This is a genomic window from Mesorhizobium sp. M1006, assembly GCF_040318825.1.
Lineage (GTDB): Bacteria > Pseudomonadota > Alphaproteobacteria > Rhizobiales > Rhizobiaceae > Mesorhizobium.
This window is the reverse complement of sequence record NZ_JAMYMZ010000010.1, coordinates 168395-185891: the sequence shown is the minus strand read 5'-3', so window position 1 is coordinate 185891 and position 17497 is coordinate 168395. Positions and strand designations below refer to the sequence as shown.

The window sequence follows — 17497 nt, the reverse complement described above, 5'->3', positions numbered from 1 at the left end:
AACGAATTCGGCTGGTCAATCCGCGTCAATTCAGCGGTATGTCGTTTTCGGCCTTGCTTGCTTGATAGGCGGCGGACAATTCGTCATAGCGCGCTGATATTGCGCCGATACGCGCTTCCAGCCGCTCGCGCTCGGCATCGGGCAGCGAGCGCACCAATTTGCGGATCGAAAAGCTCTTCCAATAGGCATTCTCGGCATTGTAGCCGCCGGGATCGAGGGTGAAGACCTCTTTCAGGATCTTCAAATCGTGCGGGATGTCGAAGCTGTCGCGCGAGTCTTCGTGGCTGAACAGATAGAAGAAATTGTCGAAGCCGGTCCAGGTGATCGCCGACAGGCAGAGCGAGCAGGGTTCGTGCGTGGCAAGAAAGATCGCGTCCTTGGTGTCGACGCGTTCGGCTTTAGGCATTTCGTAGAAGCGCTTCAGGCAATGCACCTCGCCGTGCCAGAGCGGGTTTTCGGTCTCGTTGTTGGTTTCGGCAAGCACCAGCGAGCGGTCGTCCTTGCGCAGAATGGCCGCGCCGAACAGCTTATTGCCGTGCGCGACGCCTTCGACGGTCTTCGGCACGATGTCGTGCTCGATGACGTCGAGCAGTCGGTCGATCAGCGAAATGTCGGTCATCATCTAATCCCGTCGGGAAGATCGATCTCGTAGGCGTGCGAGAAATGGCACTCTTCGAGATTGGAGCCGTCGCCGCCGCGGTCGACGACCACAAAATCCTGGACATCGCCGATCGGCGTCAGCACTCCGTGCCACAGATTGCGCGGATAGTTGATGCCTTGCCCGGGCGCGGTGATGAAGGCATGCGGCTCGCCCGGGCCCTCTTCACCGTCATGGCAGACGACGACCAGGAACGGCCGTGGTGACAGCGGGATGAAGGCCTGGCTGCCAAACGGATGGCGCTCCACCATGGTAAGCTTCAACGGCAGCTCATAGGGCGTGCCACGCACCATCGAGATCAGCACGCGCGCATTCGGCCCTCGTGCTTCCGCCATGGCGAGGTCATGGTAGCGCTCAGCCTTGCCGCCATTGATCGGATAATGGTTGTCGCCGCCCATATCGATGACGTCGCCGAATTCGGCGAAATTCTCGCGGGTCAGCGGCCGCGCGACGATGCGGGTCATGGTGTAGGTTTCACGACGCCGGCGCTGCCAAGCTTGGCGTGGCGGTTGACGTCCTTATAGAGGAGATAGCGGAATTTGCCCGGCCCGCCGGCATAACAAGCCTGCGGGCAAAAGGCGCGCAGCCACATATAGTCGCCGGCTTCGACTTCGACCCAGTCCTGGTTGAGACGGTAGACCGCCTTGCCCTCCAGCACATAGAGCCCGTGCTCCATGACGTGCGTCTCGGCGAAGGGAATGACCGCGCCAGGCTCGAGCGTGACGATGGTGACATGCATGTCGTGGCGCATGTCGGCCGGATCGACGAAGCGCGTCGTCGCCCATCGGCCTTCGGTACCCGGCATTGGCGTCGGCGCGATTTCCTGTTCGTTGGCGAAGAACGCTTGCGGCTGGTCGATGTCGTCGACTGCGTCATAAGTCTTGCGGATCCAGTGAAAGCGGACGGCGGCACCGCTTTCATTGCGCACCGTCCACCCGCTTGCCGGGGGCAGGTAGGCAAAGCCGCCCGGCCTTAAGCTATGTTTCTTGTCGGCAAGCGAAACGCATAGCTCGCCTTCGACTACGAACAGGGCACCTTCGGCGGCGGCGTCAAGCTCGGGGCGGTCGCTGCCGCCGCCGGGCGCGAGCTCGACGATGTATTGCGAAAACGTCTCGGCAAAACCCGACAGCGGCCGCGACAGCACCCAGACGCGTGTCCCATCCCAGAACGGCAAGGCGCTGGTGACGATGTCCTGCATCACACCCTTGGGGATGACCGCATAGGCCTGTGTGAACACAGCGCGGCCGGTCAGCAATTCACTCTGGCCGGGATGTCCGCCCTGCGGCGCATAATAGGTTCGCTCGGCCATTTTCATCATATCCATAAATTCAAGCCTGTTGCGGAAGCCACGGCCCATGGCGGCAGCCGAAGCCCTATTGCGGAAGCATGTCCTTGAGACGAAGCAGCGCGATGCGCTCGACCTGTCTGCAGGCGGTTTCGAATTCGACATCGTGGCTGTTGCCGATACGCGCCTCGAACTCGGCCAGGATCTCCGCCTTGGTCTTTCCTTTCACTGCAATAATGAAAGGGAAACCGAAACTGGTGACGTAGGCGGCCTTGAGTTTTGCGAACAGCTCGCGCTCCTTCTCGGTCAGCGCGTCGAGCCCTGCCGAAGCCTGTTCCCTCGACGATTCCGCCGTCAGCCGCTTGGCCTGTGCCAGTTTTCCGGCAAGATCGGGGTGGGCATTGAGCACGGCAAACCGCTCGGCCTCGCTGGCCGCGCGAAACACGCGGCAGAGCGCGTTGTGCAGGCCGCCGGCACTGTCATGGGCCGGGCCGAGCTCCAGCTCATAAGCGCGCTCGGCAACCCACGGCGAATGCTCGAAGACGCCGCCGAATGTGTGGACGAAGGCCTCGAATTCCATTTTCGACGGGCGCAGCGCCGGCAACCGGAACGGATGCGTCTCCTGCCAATGTTTTGCAATGTCGATGCGTCGTGCCAGCCAGACCTTGTCATGCGATTTGACGTAGTCGATGAAGCGCTTCAGTGCCGCGACCCGGCCCGGCCGGCCGACCAGGCGGCAGTGCAGGCCGATGTTCATCATACGCGGCCGCCCTGCCTTGCCCTCGGCATAGAGCGTATCGAAACTATCCCTGAGATAGGCAAAGAACTGGTCGCCCGAGTTGAAGCCTTGCGGCGTGGCAAAGCGCATGTCGTTGGCGTCGAGCGTGTAGGGGATGACCAGCTGCGGCTTCGCCGACCCGTCCGGTGCCACATGCTCGAACCAGTAGGGCAGTTCGTCGTCATAGGTGTCCGACACATAGTCGAAGCCGCCCTCTTCCGCCGCCAGCCGCACCGTGTTGATCGAGGTGCGGCCGGTGTACCAGCCGGTCGGCCGCGCCCCTGTGACCTCATAATGCAGCCGGATCGCCGCTTCCATGTCGCGGCGCTCGTCTTCTGGCGCATGGTCGCGGTAGTCGATCCATTTCAGCCCGTGCGAGGCGATCTCCCAGCCGGCCTCCTGCATCGCCGCAACCTGATCGGGCGAACGCGCCAGGGCCGTGGCAACGCCGTAGCAGGTGACCGGCACTTGCGCCGCGCTGAACAGGCGCAGCAATCGCCAGAAGCCGGAACGGGCGCCGTATTCGTAGATCGATTCCATGTTCCAGTGGCGCTGGCCGGGCCAGGGCGCGGCGCCGACGATCTCCGACAGGAAAGCCTCCGAAGCCTTGTCGCCGTGCAGGACGCAATTCTCGCCGCCCTCTTCGTAATTGACGACGAACTGCACCGCGACATGCGCCCCGCCGGGCCATTTCGGATCCGGCGGATTGGCTCCGTAGCCGCGCATGTCTCGTTCGTAACGCATTCTCGCTCCTGCCGGAAATTTTGATCAGGATAGTCGAAAGGAGTGCCTGCGCATTCCCCCGAAATTTTTGAAAGTGTTTTTGTCGCGCTCCGCTCGACCGGGACTTATGCATCGCCTTTAATTGGCGCACAATTCATGAATAGTGTTCGACCGTTCAGGGAATGGAGCAGCCAGTGGCGGAAACGTCGAAAGCCGAAGGCGGGCGCCTGACGACCCACGTCCTCGACACTGCGGCCGGCAAACCGGCGGCCGGTCTGTCGATCGAGCTCTATCATCTTGACGGTCAGGCCCGGACGCATCTGAAAACGGTCGTCACCAATCAAGACGGCCGTTGCGATGCTCCGCTGCTTGCCGGCGCTGAATTCCGCACCGGCGAATACGAGCTGGTCTTTGCGGCCGGCGATTATCTGCGCGGGCAAGGGACAAAACTGGCGGAACCGGCCTTCCTCGACCATGTGCCGATCCGCTTCGGTATGGCCGAGCCGATGCACTATCATGTGCCGCTGCTTCTGTCGCCGTACGGCTATTCGACCTACCGGGGAAGCTGAGATGGCAGGGATCAAGACACGCAACGAAATCCGCTTCATCCTCAATGGCGAGGACGTCGCGCTCGGCACGATTGCACCCGACCAGACCCTGCTCGACTGGCTGCGGCTCGACCGCTCGCTGCGCGGCACCAAGGAAGGTTGCGCCGAGGGCGACTGTGGCGCCTGCACGGTGCTGGTCGGCAGGCTCTCCGGTGGAACACTGGTCTATGAAAGCGTCAATGCCTGCATCCGCTTCCTTGGCTCGCTAGACGGCACGCATGTCGTGACCGTCGAGCATCTGCGCGGCGACGCAGGAAAACTGCATCCCGTGCAGCAGGCCATGGTCGATTTCCACGGCTCGCAATGCGGCTTCTGCACACCGGGTTTCGTCATGTCGCTTTATGCTCTGTGGATGCGGGCGCCGGAGCCGTCGGACGCCGCCATCGAAAAGGCGCTGCAAGGCAATCTCTGCCGCTGCACCGGATACGAGGCGATCATGCGCGCGGCGCGCGCCATCTCCAGCTACGGCACGGCGGCAAAGGATCCGTTGGCGGCGGAGCGCAAGGCAGTCACGGCCAAGCTCGAAGCGATGAAGGACGGTTCGCGCATCGAGATCGGCTCCGGCAACAAGCGGCTGATCGTGCCGGCCAATGCCGACGATCTGGCCAGCGTACTCGTCAAGGAGCCGGGCGCCACTATCGTCGCGGGTTCGACCGATGTCGGCCTTTGGGTGACCAAGCACATGCGCGATATTGCGCCGGCGGTTTTCATCGGCAATCTCGATGGTCTGTGCGGGATTTCCGAGGACAAGGGCGTCGTCTCGATCGGCGCCGGTGTCACCTATAGCGAAGCCTTCTCGACACTGGCGAAACGCATCCCGGCGCTCGGCCCGCTGTTCGACCGCATCGGCGGCGATCAGGTGCGCAACATGGGCACCATCGGCGGCAATATCGCCAACGGTTCGCCGATCGGCGACACGCCGCCGCCGCTGATCGCACTCGGTGCCCGCCTGACGCTGCGCCGCGGCGACAAGTGTCGAACGATCCCGCTAGAGGAGTTTTTCATCGCCTATGGCAAGCAGGACCGGCAGCCCGGCGAATTCGTCGAGGCCGTGCATGTTCCGGTGCCAGGTAGCGAGACGAAATTTGCCGTCTACAAGATCACCAAGCGCCGCGACGAAGACATCACAGCAGCGCTAGGCGCGTTTTTCCTGAAGCTCGCCGAGCATGACACGGTGGCGGATGTGCGCATCGCCTATGGCGGCATGGCGGCAACGCCGAAGCGAGCCTTTGGCGTCGAAAAGGCATTGCTTGGCAAGCCCTGGACGGAAGCGACGGTCGAGGCGGCGATGGCCGCGTACGCCGGCGATTTCACGCCGCTGACCGACATGCGGGCAAGCGCCGAATACCGGGCGCTGGCGGCACGCAACCTGCTGCTGCGCTTCTTTGCCGAAACCACCGGCACCCGGGCGCCGATCCAGGTATCACGGCACGAGGCGGCATGATGAACAAGCACGCCACCCCCAACCTGAAGGCGCAAAAAATCGCCGGCGGCGTCGCCACCGACCAGCGCCATGATTCCGCGCACAAGCATGTCAGTGGCACGGCCGTCTATATCGACGACATGCCGGAACCGGCCGGCACGCTGCACGGCTGCCTTGGGCTTTCGACGGCGACGCATGCCACCATCACCAGCATGGACCTGTCGGCGGTGCGCGCCGCACCCGGCGTCATCGACGTGCTGACGGCGAGCGACGTGCCAGGCGAGAACGACATTTCGCCGACCGGCCGTCACGACGAGCCGGTGCTGGCCGACGGCAAGGTGCAATTCTTTGGCCAACCGATCTTCTGCGTCATTGCCGAAACCCGCGAGCAGGCGCGCCGTGCAACGAGGCTGGCCAAGGTCGAATACAAGGAATTGCCGTTCGTCGCCGATGTCGGTGAGCTCGATCCCCGGAAAGATAAGCTGGTCACGCCCCCGCTGACGCTGAAGCGCGGTGATGCAGCGGCTGCGATCAATGCGGCGCCGCGCCGGCTGAAGGGAAAAATGCGCATAGGCGGCCAGGAGCATTTCTATCTCGAAGGTCATATCGCCTTGGCCATCCCCGGCGAGGACCACGACGTCACCATCTATTCCTCGACCCAGCACCCGAGCGAAATCCAGCACATGGTCAGCCATGCGCTGGGTGTGCCGAGCCATGCGGTGACGGTGGAAATCCGCCGGATGGGCGGCGCTTTCGGCGGTAAGGAAACGCAAGGCAATCAGTTTGCGGCATTGGCCGCTATCGCCGCGAAGAAACATCATAGGGCCGTGAAAATCCGGCCTGACCGCGACGACGACATGATCGCCACCGGCAAACGCCACGATTTCCTCGTCGACTACGAGGTCGGCTTCGACGACCAGGGCAATATTCTGGGCGTAGATTTCATGTTCGCGGCGCGCTGCGGCTTCTCGGCCGACCTCTCCGGCCCGGTCACTGACCGCGCGCTGTTCCATTGCGACAACACCTATTTCTGGCCGGCGGTGCACGCGCAATCGGCGCCGCTCTACACCAACACGGTATCGAACACTGCCTTTCGCGGCTTCGGCGGCCCGCAAGGCATGGTCGGCGCCGAGCGCGTCATCGACGAAGTCGCGTTTGCCGTCGGCAAGGACCCGCTCGAAATCCGCAAGAAGAATTTCTACGGCACCAGCGACCGCAACATCACGCCCTATCACCAGATAGTCGAGGACAACATCATCCACCGCATCGTCGCCGAGCTGGAGGCGAGTTCCGACTATGCGAGGCGCCGCCGCACCATCGATGCTTTCAATGCCAACAGCCGCTTCATCAAGCGCGGACTGGCGCTGACGCCGGTCAAGTTCGGCATCTCGTTCACCGCCACCCACTACAACCAGGCCGGCGCGCTGGTGCATGTCTATACCGACGGTTCGGTGCATCTGAACCACGGCGGCACCGAGATGGGGCAGGGCCTCTATGTCAAGGTGGCGCAGGTTGTGGCGGAAGAGTTCCAGATCGACCTCGATCAGGTCAAGATCACCGCGACGACGACCGGCAAGGTGCCGAATACCTCGGCCACCGCCGCGTCTTCCGGCTCCGATCTCAACGGCATGGCGGCGCAGAATGCCGCCCGCCAGATCAAGGACCGGTTGACCAATTTTGCCGTCGAGAGATACCAGGTGCCGCGCGACCAGGTGCTGTTCCTGCCCAACCGCGTGCGCATCGGCAACCAGGAGATCGCCTTCGCCGATCTCGTCAGGCAGGCTTATATGGCGCGCATCCAGCTTTCGGCGGCGGGTTTCTACAAGACGCCGAAAATCCATTGGGACCGCGACAAGGGCGAGGGCCATCCCTTCTACTATTTCGCTTACGGCGCCGCGTGCTCGGAAGTGTCTGTCGACACGCTGACCGGCGAATATATCGTCGAGCGCACCGACATCCTGCACGAAACCGGCCGCTCGCTGAACCGCGCCATCGACCTCGGCCAGATCGAGGGCGGCTTCATCCAGGGCATGGGCTGGCTGACAACGGAGGAACTGTGGTGGGACGACAAGGGGCGGCTGCGCACCCATGCGCCATCGACCTACAAGATCCCGCTCGCGTCGGACCGGCCGAAGATTTTTAATGTGACGTTGGCCGACTGGGCGCAAGCAGGCGAGCCGACGGTGTACCGTTCCAAGGCGGTCGGCGAGCCGCCCTTTCCGCTCGCAATGTCGGTGCTGCATGCGCTGTCGGACGCAGTGGCGAGCGTTGCCAGCCACAAGATCTGCCCGCGCCTCGACCCGCCGGCCACGCCGGAGCGTGTGCTGATGGCGATCGAACGGCTGAAGCGGGAAGCCAAAACCGGCACTTGAATCCCGGAAAACGTGCAATTCAGGCCGAAAAACTCTATATTTCCCGATAGGGAACGCAAATGATGAACGCGAAAGTGCAGAGCCTGAAAGCCTTTCTTGCCGGCGCCGGCCGGGTCGCCTTCGTTGAGGTGGCCCGGACAAAAGGTTCGACGCCGCGCGAGACGGGTGCCTTCATGCTCGTCTCAGGATCGGCCACTTTCGGTACGATCGGCGGCGGCCAGCTCGAATACATGGCGATCGACAAAGCGCGACAGATGCTTTTCTCCCCCCTTGAGGGGGAGATGGCCGCGGAGCGGCCAGAGGGGGTCGTCTCAGAAGGTACCGCCAGCGCGTCGAGCACTGCCGCGGCGACCCCACCCGGCGGCTTCGCCGCCACCCTCCCCTCAAGGGGGAGGGATATCCGCGCCACCCTCGACATCGCGCTCGGCCCAGACATCGGGCAGTGCTGCGGCGGCAGGGTCGAGCTGCTGATCCAGCTAGTCGACCCCGCGCTTGAAGCCAAGCTGGTTGCGGCGGCGGAAACCGAGGAAGCGCAGCGACCGCATGTCTACATCCTCGGCGGCGGCCATGTCGGCCAGGCGCTGGCCTCCGCGATGGCCTTGCTGCCGGTGCATGTCGTCGTTGTCGAGACGCGAGCCGAGGCGCTCAAAGGCATGCCGGAAGCGGTCGAAACCAAGCTGACGCCGATGCCTGAGGCGATGGTGCGCGAAGCCCCGGCTGGATCCGCCTTCGTCGTCCTTACACATGACCACGCGCTGGACTTCCTGATCGTCGCCGAGGCTCTGAAACGCCGCGATGCCGCCTATGTCGGCATGATCGGCTCCAGAACCAAGAAGGCGACGTTCCGGAACTGGTTCCTGAAATCGGCGGACGGAAGCGAGGCGGAATTTGCCCGCCTCGTCTCGCCGATCGGCGGCGATGCCGTTAAGGACAAGCGCCCGCAGGTGATCGCCGCACTCGCCGTAGCCGAGATTATGACAGCGTTGGCCGGCCATGCGGCGGCACCGTCCGCTCAGTCCAAAGCCCCTCACCGCAAGGCGATGGCTGGCTGACGTTTTGGCTATTCCTTCTCCTGCGTGTGCGCCTCAAGGAACCACAGCAATTTGTCGAGCGAGCGTGAATAGGCGGTGAAGATGTCGGCGGTGTCGGCATCGCCCGCGCCGGCCGCCTCGTCGATCGCCGCGCGTGCCCGCTTGGCGGTTGCGGCATAGCGGTCGATCAGCGCCGCCAGATGATCCCGGGTCTTGTGGATGTCGGTCGGATAGGCCTCGAGCATAGTCGCCTTCGACACCTCTTGCGATGTGCCGAGCGCCGTCCCGCCGAGCTGTACGGCGCGCTCGGCAATGGTGTCGACATGGCCGTCGAGCTCCTCGCGGAACGTGTCGAGCATCTCGTGGATGGCGATGAATTGCGGTCCCTTGACGTTCCAGTGCGCCTGCTTGGTGATCAAGGCCAGATCGATGGCGTCAGCGAGGCGGGCATTGAGAAGATCGATACACTCTTTCTTGGCATTGGATTGCAGGTCGTTGCGGGTGGCGATGGCATCCATGATCGGCTCCTGTGGCGGTTGCGTCCGCTTGGTTTGAAGAGGGCGAAGTTTGTGGAAGGTCAATCGAACATGCGCGCAGACGCCCTCATCGCCGCGCGGCACAGCATCCCAAAACGGCGATCTCCGACTTTCGTTCCGCTCGTCGTTTACGCCGGCCTTTTCAAGCCCAGATGGTCGCGCAGCGTGCTGCCTTCATAATCCATACGGAACAGCCCGCGCCGCTGTAGCTCCGGCACGACTAGTGTGGCAAAGGCATCGAGTTGGCCGGGAAAATAGGATGGCATGACGTTGAAACCGTCTGCGGCGCCCCCCTCGAAGCGTGCCTCGAGCTCGTCGGCGATCTGGGCGGGCGTTCCGACGACGCGCCAATGGCCGCGCGCGCCGGCGAAATGACGGGCAAGCTGGCGAATGGACAGCTTATCGCGGCGTGATTGCTCGATGACGAGCGCCTGCCGGCTCTGCATGCCTTCGCTGGCCGGCAGCTCGGGCAGCGGTCCGTCGATGGGATAGCGCGCGAGATCGGATATGCTGAGATAGCTGGAAAGCAGCGCGACACCGACATCGTCCGGTATCAGCTCCTGCAGTTCATCATGTTTTGCCCGGGCTTCCGCTTCGCTTGCCGCGACGACCGGCGCGACGCCAGGCATGATCTTGAGGTCGTCCGGCTCGCGCCCATGGGCCGCCAGCCGTCCCCTGAGGTCGTCGTAGAAGGCCTTCCCCTCCTCGAATGTCTGCGCCGCAGTGAACACCACATCGGCGGTCCGGGCGGCGAGATTGCGGCCTTCGTCCGATGCTCCCGCCTGAACCATGACCGGCGCACCTTGTGGCGAGCGCGGCAGATCGAGCGGGTCGCGCACCGAAAAGCTTCTGCCTTCGTGTCCGCCCTGGCCTTGCCAAAGGCCAGCAACCACGGCAGCGAATTCGCGCGCCCGTTCGTAGCGGTCGGCATGCGGGCGCAGACCGGTCGAGCCGAAATTGGCGGCCTCGATCTGGCTGGCGGAAGTGACAAGGTTCCAGCCGGCACGGCCGCCGCTCAGATGGTCGAGCGACAGGAAGGTTCGCGCCAGCCCGTAAGGCTCGTTATAGCTCGTCGACGCCGTGGAGACGAGGCCGATGCGCGCCGTCTGGACGGCGAGCGCGGCAAGCAGGCTGATCGGCTCGAAGCCGATCGAGCGCGACGTTTGGCTGGCGATGTTGACATTGGCCTCGCGCACGCCGGAGGCGTCCTCGCAGAAGATCATGTCGAACTTTGCCGCTTCCGCCGTCCGCGCCAGCTGGATGTAATGATCGATGTCGATGCCGGCCGTGACATGCGCCTGCGGATGGCGCCAGGCGGCGATGTGGTGGCCTGTCGCCCACAGGAAGGCGCCGAGCTTCATCTGGCCTCGACCGGCGCTCATTGCCGATCCTCCCCTGCAAGCCCGAGATGGGCGCGCAGTGTCGCCGCGCTGTAGCCGGACCGGGCAAGGCCGCGGCGGCGAAGCTCCGGCAGCACGAGACCGACGAAATCGTCGAGCGCCGATGTGAACGGCATGGCGATGTTGAAGCCGTCGCAGGCTTTCGGGCGAAAGCACTCTTCGAGCCTGTCCGCAAACAGGTCCGGCGCGGCGGTTATTTCGGCGCTGCCGGTAACGTTCATCAGCACTTTCAGCGCCTCCGGCCTGCGCCCGAAGGCAAGCGCACGGCGCTTCAGATCGCCAGCCCTCGCCGGCTCGATCGATGGCTCATCCAGCAGGACGACATCGGCGGTGCGGGCGGCGATATACATGGCGGGCTCGGACAGGCCGGACATGACCAGCACCGGCGTGTCCTGCGGCGACCGCGCCACGTTGAGCGGCCCGCGCACGGAAAAGTATTCGCCCCTGTGGTCGAGAAGGTGCATCTTCTCGGGATCGAAGAAGCGGCCGCCAACTTTGTCGAACAGCAGCGCGTCTGCGTCCCAGCCTTTCCACAAGCCTTGCACGATGCCGATGAATTCATCGGCGCGCAGGCGGAAATCGTCGCAGGAAAACCCTTCCGGCCGGCTGAAATTGGCCGCCTCGCGCGGGTCGGGCATCATGCTCGCGTTCCAGCCGGTGCGGCCATGGCTGATGATATCGAGCGAGGCGAAACGGCGCGCGAGATTATAGGGCTGGTGGGCGACCGTCGACGCGGCGGCGACGAGGCCGATCCTGCTTGTCACCGTCGCCAGCGCCGCCACCAAGGTGGTTGCTTCGAAGCGCATTTGCCGGTTCGGCCAGCCTGCAACCGGTGCGGAATCGCCCAGCAACACCATGTCCAGACCGGCCGCTTCGGCTTCTTGCACGAACCGCGTCAGCAGACTGAAGTCCGGGGCGGCGTCGGGCGGATGGGAAGGGGCGGCTTCCGGAGACAGTGAAACGGCGAGACACATTGTGGCGCCGTTGGCCATCGCTTTTCCCTGTTGAGCGAGATTCCTTGAGAATTATCTCGCCGGCTGGACGGAAAGCAACCAGCCAGCCGACGATCATTTGCCGGCCAGAATATCCCTGATCAGCCGCTGGCAGCGCTCGGCCATGAAATCGAGCAGCAGCCGCACCTTCGGATCCTGCAGCTTCTTGTGCGGGTAGACGGCGGCGAACTGCACCGGCGTCGGCGGCGTGTTGCTCAGGACCACCTTCAGCCGCTGGTCGCGGATAAACGGCTCGACCTCGAAGCGCGGCTTGTTGATGATGCCGCGGCCGGACAGCGCCCAGCCGGTCAGCACGTCGCCATCATCGGTATCGTAGGGGCCGTGCACCTCGAACTTTTGCGGCCCATTCGGCGTCTGCAGTGTCCAGACATATTCGCGCGCGCCGGAATAGCGCAGCATCAGGCAATCGTGTTTCTTGCCGATCAACTCCTGCGGCTCGGTCGGCTCGCCGCGCACGTCCAGATATTGCGGAGCCGCTACCAGCACGCGTTCGCAGTCCATGATGCCGCGCATCCTGAGGCTGGAATCCTCGATGATGCCCAGCCGGAACGCAACGTCGATGCCTTCCTTCATGATATCGACATTGTGATCGGAAAGCCGGAGCCGCACCTCGATATCTGGGTACCTGTCGTGGAAATCCGGGATTCCGGATGCTACCAGCCGCCGCCCGAGGCCGAGCGGCGCTGTCACCTTTATGGTGCCGCGCGGCTGGCCGGATAGCGCGCTGACCGCCGCTTCCGCCTCGGTGACCGCCTCCAGCACCTGCTTGGCGCCAGAGTAGAACACCGTGCCGTGCTCGGTCGGCATCAATTGTCGCGTCGTGCGGTTGAACAGCCTGACGCCCAGGTGCTTCTCGAGCTCCTTGATCCGGTTAGAGGCGACCGCGGGCGAAATGCGCATGTCGCGCCCAGCCGCCGACAAATTGCCGAGCTCGACGACGCGGACGAAAACGGCGATGTTGTCGAGATAGGCCATGCGGCTTCCGTGGCTCTGATGTGGCTGCGTATGATCAGCCTAGTATTTTCCAATTTTTTTTGAAAGTCATCGTGCAGCTCGGCCCTTTCCGTTTGCGCTCCAGTCCGTAAAGTCAGTGGATCGGCAGGGACGATTTTTTCATGATGGATTTCGCGATATTTTGGGATTGGCTGAGTTTCGCCGTGCGCTGGCTGCACGTCGTCACCGGTATCGCCTGGATTGGATCGTCCTTTTATTTCGTCGCGCTCGATCTCGGGCTGCGCCAGCGTCCGGGCATGCCTGCCGGAGCCTTCGGCGAGGAATGGCAGGTGCATGGCGGCGGCTTCTACCATGTGCAGAAATATCTGGTGGCGCCGGCTGAGATGCCCGAGCATCTGACCTGGTTCAAGTGGGAATCCTACGCCACCTGGCTGTCGGGCTTCGCCATGCTGTGCGTCGTCTACTATGCCGGGGCGGACCTGTTCCTGATCGATCCGAATGTCCTTGCTATGTCGGTGCCTACAGGCATCTTGCTGTCGCTGGCGACGATCGGCGTCGGCTGGGTGGTCTACGATCTCTTGTGCCGTTCGCCGCTCGGCAACAGCGACACCGGCCTGATGCTGGTGCTGTATGGGGTGCTGGTATTCATGGCCTGGGGACTGACCCACCTGTTCACCGGCCGCGCCGCCTTCCTGCATCTCGGCGCCATTACCGCGACGATCATGTCGGCCAACGTTTTCATGGTCATCATCCCCAACCAGAAGATCGTCGTCGCCGACCTGATCGCCGGCCGTAAGCCCGATCCGAAATACGGCAAGATCGCCAAGCAGCGCTCGCTGCACAACAATTACCTGACGCTGCCGGTTTTGTTCCTGATGCTGTCGAACCATTATCCGCTGGCGTTCGGGACAGAGTTCAACTGGGTCATCGCCTCGCTGGTGTTCATCATCGGCGTGCTGATCCGGCACTATTTCAACACCAGGCATGCGCGCAAAGGCAATCCTACCTGGACCTGGCTGGCCGCCGCCGTCTTGTTCGTCGTCATCATCTGGCTGTCGACGGCACCGAAGCTGCTGACCGGCGAGGTCAAAACGTCCTCGGCGGCACAGGTCTACGTTGCCTCGGCGCATTTCCCTGCCGTGCGCGATACGGTGCTTGGCCGCTGTTCGATGTGCCATGCGGCGGAGCCGTCCTACGAGGGCATTTACCACGCGCCTAAGGGCGTGATGCTCGATACCGATGCCGGCATCGCCGAGCACGCCGGCGAGATCTACCTGCAGGCCGGACGCAGCCACGCCATGCCGCCCGCCAACGTCACCCAGATCACCGACAAGGAACGGGCACTGCTGGTAGCCTGGTTCGAAGGCGCGGGGAAATAGCATGACCAGCACGCTGCTGCGCGGCCGCACGCTGTCGTTTTTGCGCTGGCCAGAAACCATCGACGACCATTCCGCCTGGCGCTACGAGCAAGATGGCGGCCTGCTGATGCGCGACGGAAGGATCGTTGCCGCTGGCGCCTATGCCGAGGTCGAGAAAAAGGCGGGCGAGGGAACAAAAAAGATCGACCACAGGCCACATCTGCTGCTGCCCGGGTTCATCGATGCGCATGCACATTTTCCGCAGATGCAGGTCATCGCTTCCTTCGGCGCCGAACTGCTCGACTGGCTGAACACCTACACTTTTCCGGAAGAGACCAAATTCCAGAACGCCCAGCATGGCCGCCGTATCGCCAGGCTGTTCCTGGATGAAGTGTTGCGCCACGGCACCACGACAGTCGCGGCCTATTGCTCGGTACACAAGGAATCTGCCGAAGCGTTCTTTGCAGAGTCGCACGACCGCAACATGCTCAACATCGCCGGCAAGGTGATGATGGACCGCAACGCGCCGGACGGCGTGCTCGACACGCCGCAATCGGGCTATGACGACAGCAAGGCGTTGATCGATGAGTGGCACGGCAAGGGGCGCCAGCACTATGCCATCACGCCGCGCTTCGCCATCACCTCGTCGCCCGAGCAATTGGAGATGGCGGGCGCGCTCTGCCGCGAATATCCTGATCTGCACATGCAGACGCATCTGTCGGAAAACCACGCCGAGATCGCCTTCACGCAGCAATTGTACCCGCAGACGCGGGACTACACCGACATCTACGAACACTATGGGCTGCTCGGGCGCAGAAGCCTGTTCGGCCATTGCATCCACCTGTCGGAGCGCGAGGCGGATGCGCTTTCGGATAGCGGCTCGGTGGCGGTGTTCTGCCCGACCTCCAACCTGTTTCTCGGCTCGGGCCTGTTCGATTATCAGCGCTATAGCCGCCGCGAGAAGCCGCTTCGCATCGCCGCAGCCACCGATGTCGGCGGTGGCACCAACTATTCGATGCTGCGCACCATGGACGAGGGCTACAAGGTGATCGCGCTGAACGGCGAGAAGCTCAATCCGTTCCAGTCCTTCTGGCAGCTGACCCGCGGCAATGCCGAGGCGCTGTCGCTTGCGGAAAAGATCGGCACCCTGGAGGAAGGCAGCGACGCCGATATCATCGTGCTCGACGCCCGCGCCACGCCGGCGATGCGGCTGCGGGTGGAGACGGCGGACACGCTTGCCGAGGAATTGTTTCTGCTGCAGACACTCGGCGACGACCGCGCCGTGCGCGAGGTCTATGTCGCCGGCCGGGCGGCCAAGGCGGATATAGCGGTTTAGCCGTCGTATGCGGCCGGCTTGACCGGGCGGCAGCCATCCGCCAAAGCAACAGGCGAGATCGACAGGGGAACGACATGGCCGTTGCGGACGACATCGCTCTGATCAAGAAACAGGAAGCCACGCTTGTCTTTTCGGCCTTCGACGAAGCCGTCGCTTTCGACATCGGCTCGGCGATCCGCGACCGGGCTCTCAAGGAAAACCTGCCAATCATCGTCGATATCAGAACTTTCGACCGGCCGCTGTTCTATGCGGCAATGCCCGGCTCGAACGCCTCCAATCCGGACTGGGCGCGGCGCAAGATCAACGTCGTGCGGCGGTTCCTGAAAAGCACCTACCGCATTGTGCTGGAGCAGCAGCGCCCCGACCGCAGCTTCAAGCCCGGCGAAGGGCTGGACGTTGCCGACTATGTGCTGGCCGGTGGCGGCTTTCCCATCACTGTCAAGGGCGCTGGCGTCATCGGCGTGATCGCCGTCTCCGGTCTACCGGAGCGCGAGGACCACGGAGTTGTCGTCCATACGCTGTGTAGCTACTTGGGCGTCGATAGCCAGGAGTTGGTCCTGCCGCCGGAAGCAACATCGTGACGTTGGCGCTGCCCCTCATCCGCCTGCCGGCACCTTCTCCCCGCGTAGTGACGGGGAGAAGGGCAACGCTCCAACGCTGGCGATCCCCTCTCCCCGTCTCTATACGGGGAGAGGGTAAGGGTGAGGGGCAGCGCAAACGCCGCAGAAGCTCGCACAGCGTCCGTGGTAGCTCAGTATGACCGCGCTCGATCCCAAGTCCTTTCTCATTTCGATCTTCAACGCCGCCGTTGCCGCCGCCGATCCCCAGAGGACGATCAAGGATCATTTGCCGGCAAGGCCGAAGGGACGGACGATCGTCATCGGTGCAGGAAAAGGCTCGGCGCAGATGGCGGCGGCTTTCGAGAAAGTGTGGGACGGGCCGATCGAAGGGCTGGTCGTCACCCGCTACGGCTATGGCGCGGCCTGCCGGCGCATCGAGATCATCGAGGCGGCGCATCCGGTGCCGGATGCCGCGGGGCTAGAAGCTTCCCGGCGGCTGCTCGAAAAGGTCCAGGGACTGACTGCGGACGACCTCGTCGTGGCGCTCATTTCGGGCGGCGGCTCGGCGCTGCTGCCGTCACCTGCCGAAGGTCTGACGCTGGCCAATGAGATCGCCGTCAACGAGGCGCTGCTCGCCTCCGGCGCGCCGATCGCCGCGATGAACACCATCCGTAAACATGTTTCCACGATCAAGGGCGGCAGGCTGGCGGCCGCTGCCTATCCAGCCAAGGTGGTGTCGCTCGTGGTCTCCGACATTCCGGGCGATAACCCGGCGCTGGTCGCTTCCGGCCCGACCGTTCCCGATTCCGGCAGCCGCGAAGATGCATTAGCGTCGATCGCCGCCTATGACATGAAACTACCGGCTTCAGTGATGGCGCACATCAATTCGCCGGCCGCCGATGCACCGCGCGTCGATGATCCGCGTTTTTCGCGCAACGAGGTACATCTGATCGCCTCGGCCGGCGTATCGCTGGAAGCGGCTGCGGCCGAAGCCAGGTACCAAGGTATCGAAGCGGTCATTCTCTCCGATTCCATCGAGGGCGAGGCGCGTGAGGTCGGCGGCGTCCACGCTGCAATCGCGCGCGAAGTGGCGACGCGCAACCGGCCATTCGCAAAACCGGTGCTGATCCTGTCGGGCGGCGAGACGACCGTGACCTTGCGTGCGCAAGGCAAAGGCGGCCGCAACTCGGAATTCCTGCTCGCCTTCGCCATTGGGATCAGCGGCATGGCGGGCGTCCACGCACTGGCCGCCGACACCGACGGCATAGACGGTTCGGAAGACAATGCCGGCGCCTTCGCCGACGGCTCGACAGTGTCGCGGATGCATAAGGCGGGCATCGATGCCAAGGCCATGCTTGCCGGCAACAACGCCTGGACGGCATTCAATGCCGTAGATGACCTTTTCGTACCCGGTCCGACCGGCACAAACGTCAACGATCTCCGGGCGATATTGATCAAATAG

At 63.4% G+C, this 17497-nt stretch carries 16 protein-coding genes; 8 read left to right on the top strand and 8 right to left on the bottom strand.

From position 1 onward, the window contains the following. Positions 1–25 precede the first annotated feature (25 nt). From NKH60_RS12715 to puuE, 4 genes are all read right to left on the bottom strand, one after another. Positions 26–619 carry a nucleoside deaminase gene (locus NKH60_RS12715; protein ID WP_352540356.1) on the bottom strand — a complete coding sequence of 198 codons (594 nt, stop codon included), beginning with the start codon at positions 617–619 and terminating at the stop codon, positions 26–28. Next, a complete protein-coding gene (locus tag NKH60_RS12710; RefSeq protein ID WP_352872322.1) occupies positions 619–1122 on the bottom strand; it encodes an ureidoglycolate lyase in 504 nt (167 codons plus the stop codon). Before NKH60_RS12710 ends, NKH60_RS12715 begins: the two co-directional genes overlap by 1 nt. Continuing rightward, positions 1119–1967 (bottom strand): bifunctional allantoicase/(S)-ureidoglycine aminohydrolase, encoded by an 849-nt coding sequence (locus NKH60_RS12705; protein ID WP_502893746.1) that lies wholly within the window; start codon positions 1965–1967, stop codon positions 1119–1121. Before NKH60_RS12705 ends, NKH60_RS12710 begins: the two co-directional genes overlap by 4 nt. Before the next feature lie 64 nt (positions 1968–2031). Then, positions 2032–3465, bottom strand: coding sequence for an allantoinase PuuE (gene puuE / locus NKH60_RS12700; RefSeq protein WP_352872320.1), 1434 nt, complete (start codon positions 3463–3465; stop codon positions 2032–2034). Positions 3466–3638: 173 nt separating this feature from the next. Between puuE and uraH the strand changes: the two genes are divergently transcribed. From uraH to xdhC, 4 genes are all read left to right on the top strand, one after another. Continuing rightward, the gene (gene uraH, locus NKH60_RS12695; protein WP_352681524.1) at positions 3639–4013 is read left to right on the top strand and encodes a hydroxyisourate hydrolase; all 375 of its coding nucleotides are present in this window, start codon (positions 3639–3641) and stop codon (positions 4011–4013) included. Position 4014: 1 nt separating this feature from the next. After that, entirely contained in the window at positions 4015–5496 is a 1482-nt protein-coding gene (gene xdhA / locus NKH60_RS12690; RefSeq protein ID WP_352768979.1) for a xanthine dehydrogenase small subunit, read from the top strand. Then, positions 5496–7847 carry a xanthine dehydrogenase molybdopterin binding subunit gene (xdhB, locus tag NKH60_RS12685; protein ID WP_352814115.1) on the top strand — a complete coding sequence of 784 codons (2352 nt, stop codon included), beginning with the start codon at positions 5496–5498 and terminating at the stop codon, positions 7845–7847. Before xdhA ends, xdhB begins: the two co-directional genes overlap by 1 nt. Positions 7848–7909: 62 nt before the next feature. Next, positions 7910–8899: a xanthine dehydrogenase accessory protein XdhC gene (gene xdhC / locus NKH60_RS12680; protein ID WP_352872348.1), complete on the top strand. Its 990-nt coding sequence runs from the start codon at positions 7910–7912 to the stop codon at positions 8897–8899. Between the two features lie 8 nt (positions 8900–8907). Here the strand turns inward: xdhC and dps are convergent, their stop codons facing one another. The 4 genes from dps to NKH60_RS12660 all read right to left on the bottom strand — a co-directional run bounded on the left by dps (position 8908) and on the right by NKH60_RS12660 (position 12802). Beyond that, positions 8908–9396 (bottom strand): DNA starvation/stationary phase protection protein Dps, encoded by a 489-nt coding sequence (gene dps, locus NKH60_RS12675; protein WP_352469859.1) that lies wholly within the window; start codon positions 9394–9396, stop codon positions 8908–8910. A gap of 146 nt (positions 9397–9542) precedes the next feature. Beyond that, positions 9543–10796: an LLM class flavin-dependent oxidoreductase gene (locus NKH60_RS12670; protein ID WP_352872317.1), complete on the bottom strand. Its 1254-nt coding sequence runs from the start codon at positions 10794–10796 to the stop codon at positions 9543–9545. Next, positions 10793–11806, bottom strand: coding sequence for an LLM class flavin-dependent oxidoreductase (locus NKH60_RS12665; protein ID WP_352872315.1), 1014 nt, complete (start codon positions 11804–11806; stop codon positions 10793–10795). Before NKH60_RS12665 ends, NKH60_RS12670 begins: the two co-directional genes overlap by 4 nt. A gap of 75 nt (positions 11807–11881) precedes the next feature. After that, positions 11882–12802: a LysR family transcriptional regulator gene (locus NKH60_RS12660; RefSeq protein ID WP_352872313.1), complete on the bottom strand. Its 921-nt coding sequence runs from the start codon at positions 12800–12802 to the stop codon at positions 11882–11884. Positions 12803–12942: 140 nt separating this feature from the next. Here NKH60_RS12660 and NKH60_RS12655 point away from each other — a divergent pair, with 140 nt between their 5' ends. The 4 genes from NKH60_RS12655 to NKH60_RS12640 all read left to right on the top strand — a co-directional run bounded on the left by NKH60_RS12655 (position 12943) and on the right by NKH60_RS12640 (position 17497). Then, positions 12943–14160 (top strand): urate hydroxylase PuuD, encoded by a 1218-nt coding sequence (locus NKH60_RS12655; protein WP_352614357.1) that lies wholly within the window; start codon positions 12943–12945, stop codon positions 14158–14160. Position 14161: 1 nt separating this feature from the next. After that, positions 14162–15475: a guanine deaminase gene (gene guaD, locus NKH60_RS12650; RefSeq protein WP_352830253.1), complete on the top strand. Its 1314-nt coding sequence runs from the start codon at positions 14162–14164 to the stop codon at positions 15473–15475. 74 nt (positions 15476–15549) lie between these two features. Beyond that, complete coding sequence (locus NKH60_RS12645; RefSeq protein ID WP_352872311.1) at positions 15550–16056, top strand: heme-degrading domain-containing protein; 507 nt, start codon at positions 15550–15552, stop codon at positions 16054–16056. A 175-nt stretch (positions 16057–16231) separates the two neighbouring features. Continuing rightward, positions 16232–17497, top strand: a complete 1266-nt coding sequence (locus tag NKH60_RS12640; protein ID WP_352872309.1) for a glycerate kinase type-2 family protein — start codon at positions 16232–16234, stop codon at positions 17495–17497.

Bases quoted from the DNA above. Each gene is read 5' to 3' on its own strand.
- NKH60_RS12655 (WP_352614357.1), top strand. From the start codon at position 12,943: ATGATGGATTTCGCGATATTTTGGGATTGGCTGAGTTTCGCCGTGCGC.
- NKH60_RS12660 (WP_352872313.1), bottom strand. From the start codon at position 12,802: ATGGCCTATCTCGACAACATCGCCGTTTTCGTCCGCGTCGTCGAGCTC.
- guaD (WP_352830253.1), top strand. From the start codon at position 14,162: ATGACCAGCACGCTGCTGCGCGGCCGCACGCTGTCGTTTTTGCGCTGG.
- dps (WP_352469859.1), bottom strand. From the start codon at position 9,396: ATGGATGCCATCGCCACCCGCAACGACCTGCAATCCAATGCCAAGAAA.
- NKH60_RS12645 (WP_352872311.1), top strand. From the start codon at position 15,550: ATGGCCGTTGCGGACGACATCGCTCTGATCAAGAAACAGGAAGCCACG.
- xdhB (WP_352814115.1), top strand. From the start codon at position 5,496: ATGAACAAGCACGCCACCCCCAACCTGAAGGCGCAAAAAATCGCCGGC.
- NKH60_RS12665 (WP_352872315.1), bottom strand. From the start codon at position 11,806: ATGGCCAACGGCGCCACAATGTGTCTCGCCGTTTCACTGTCTCCGGAA.
- xdhA (WP_352768979.1), top strand. From the start codon at position 4,015: ATGGCAGGGATCAAGACACGCAACGAAATCCGCTTCATCCTCAATGGC.
- NKH60_RS12715 (WP_352540356.1), bottom strand. From the start codon at position 619: ATGACCGACATTTCGCTGATCGACCGACTGCTCGACGTCATCGAGCAC.
- NKH60_RS12640 (WP_352872309.1), top strand. From the start codon at position 16,232: ATGACCGCGCTCGATCCCAAGTCCTTTCTCATTTCGATCTTCAACGCC.
- NKH60_RS12670 (WP_352872317.1), bottom strand. From the start codon at position 10,796: ATGAGCGCCGGTCGAGGCCAGATGAAGCTCGGCGCCTTCCTGTGGGCG.
- NKH60_RS12705 (WP_502893746.1), bottom strand. From the start codon at position 1,967: ATGGCCGAGCGAACCTATTATGCGCCGCAGGGCGGACATCCCGGCCAG.
- puuE (WP_352872320.1), bottom strand. From the start codon at position 3,465: ATGCGTTACGAACGAGACATGCGCGGCTACGGAGCCAATCCGCCGGAT.
- NKH60_RS12710 (WP_352872322.1), bottom strand. From the start codon at position 1,122: ATGACCCGCATCGTCGCGCGGCCGCTGACCCGCGAGAATTTCGCCGAA.
- xdhC (WP_352872348.1), top strand. From the start codon at position 7,910: ATGAACGCGAAAGTGCAGAGCCTGAAAGCCTTTCTTGCCGGCGCCGGC.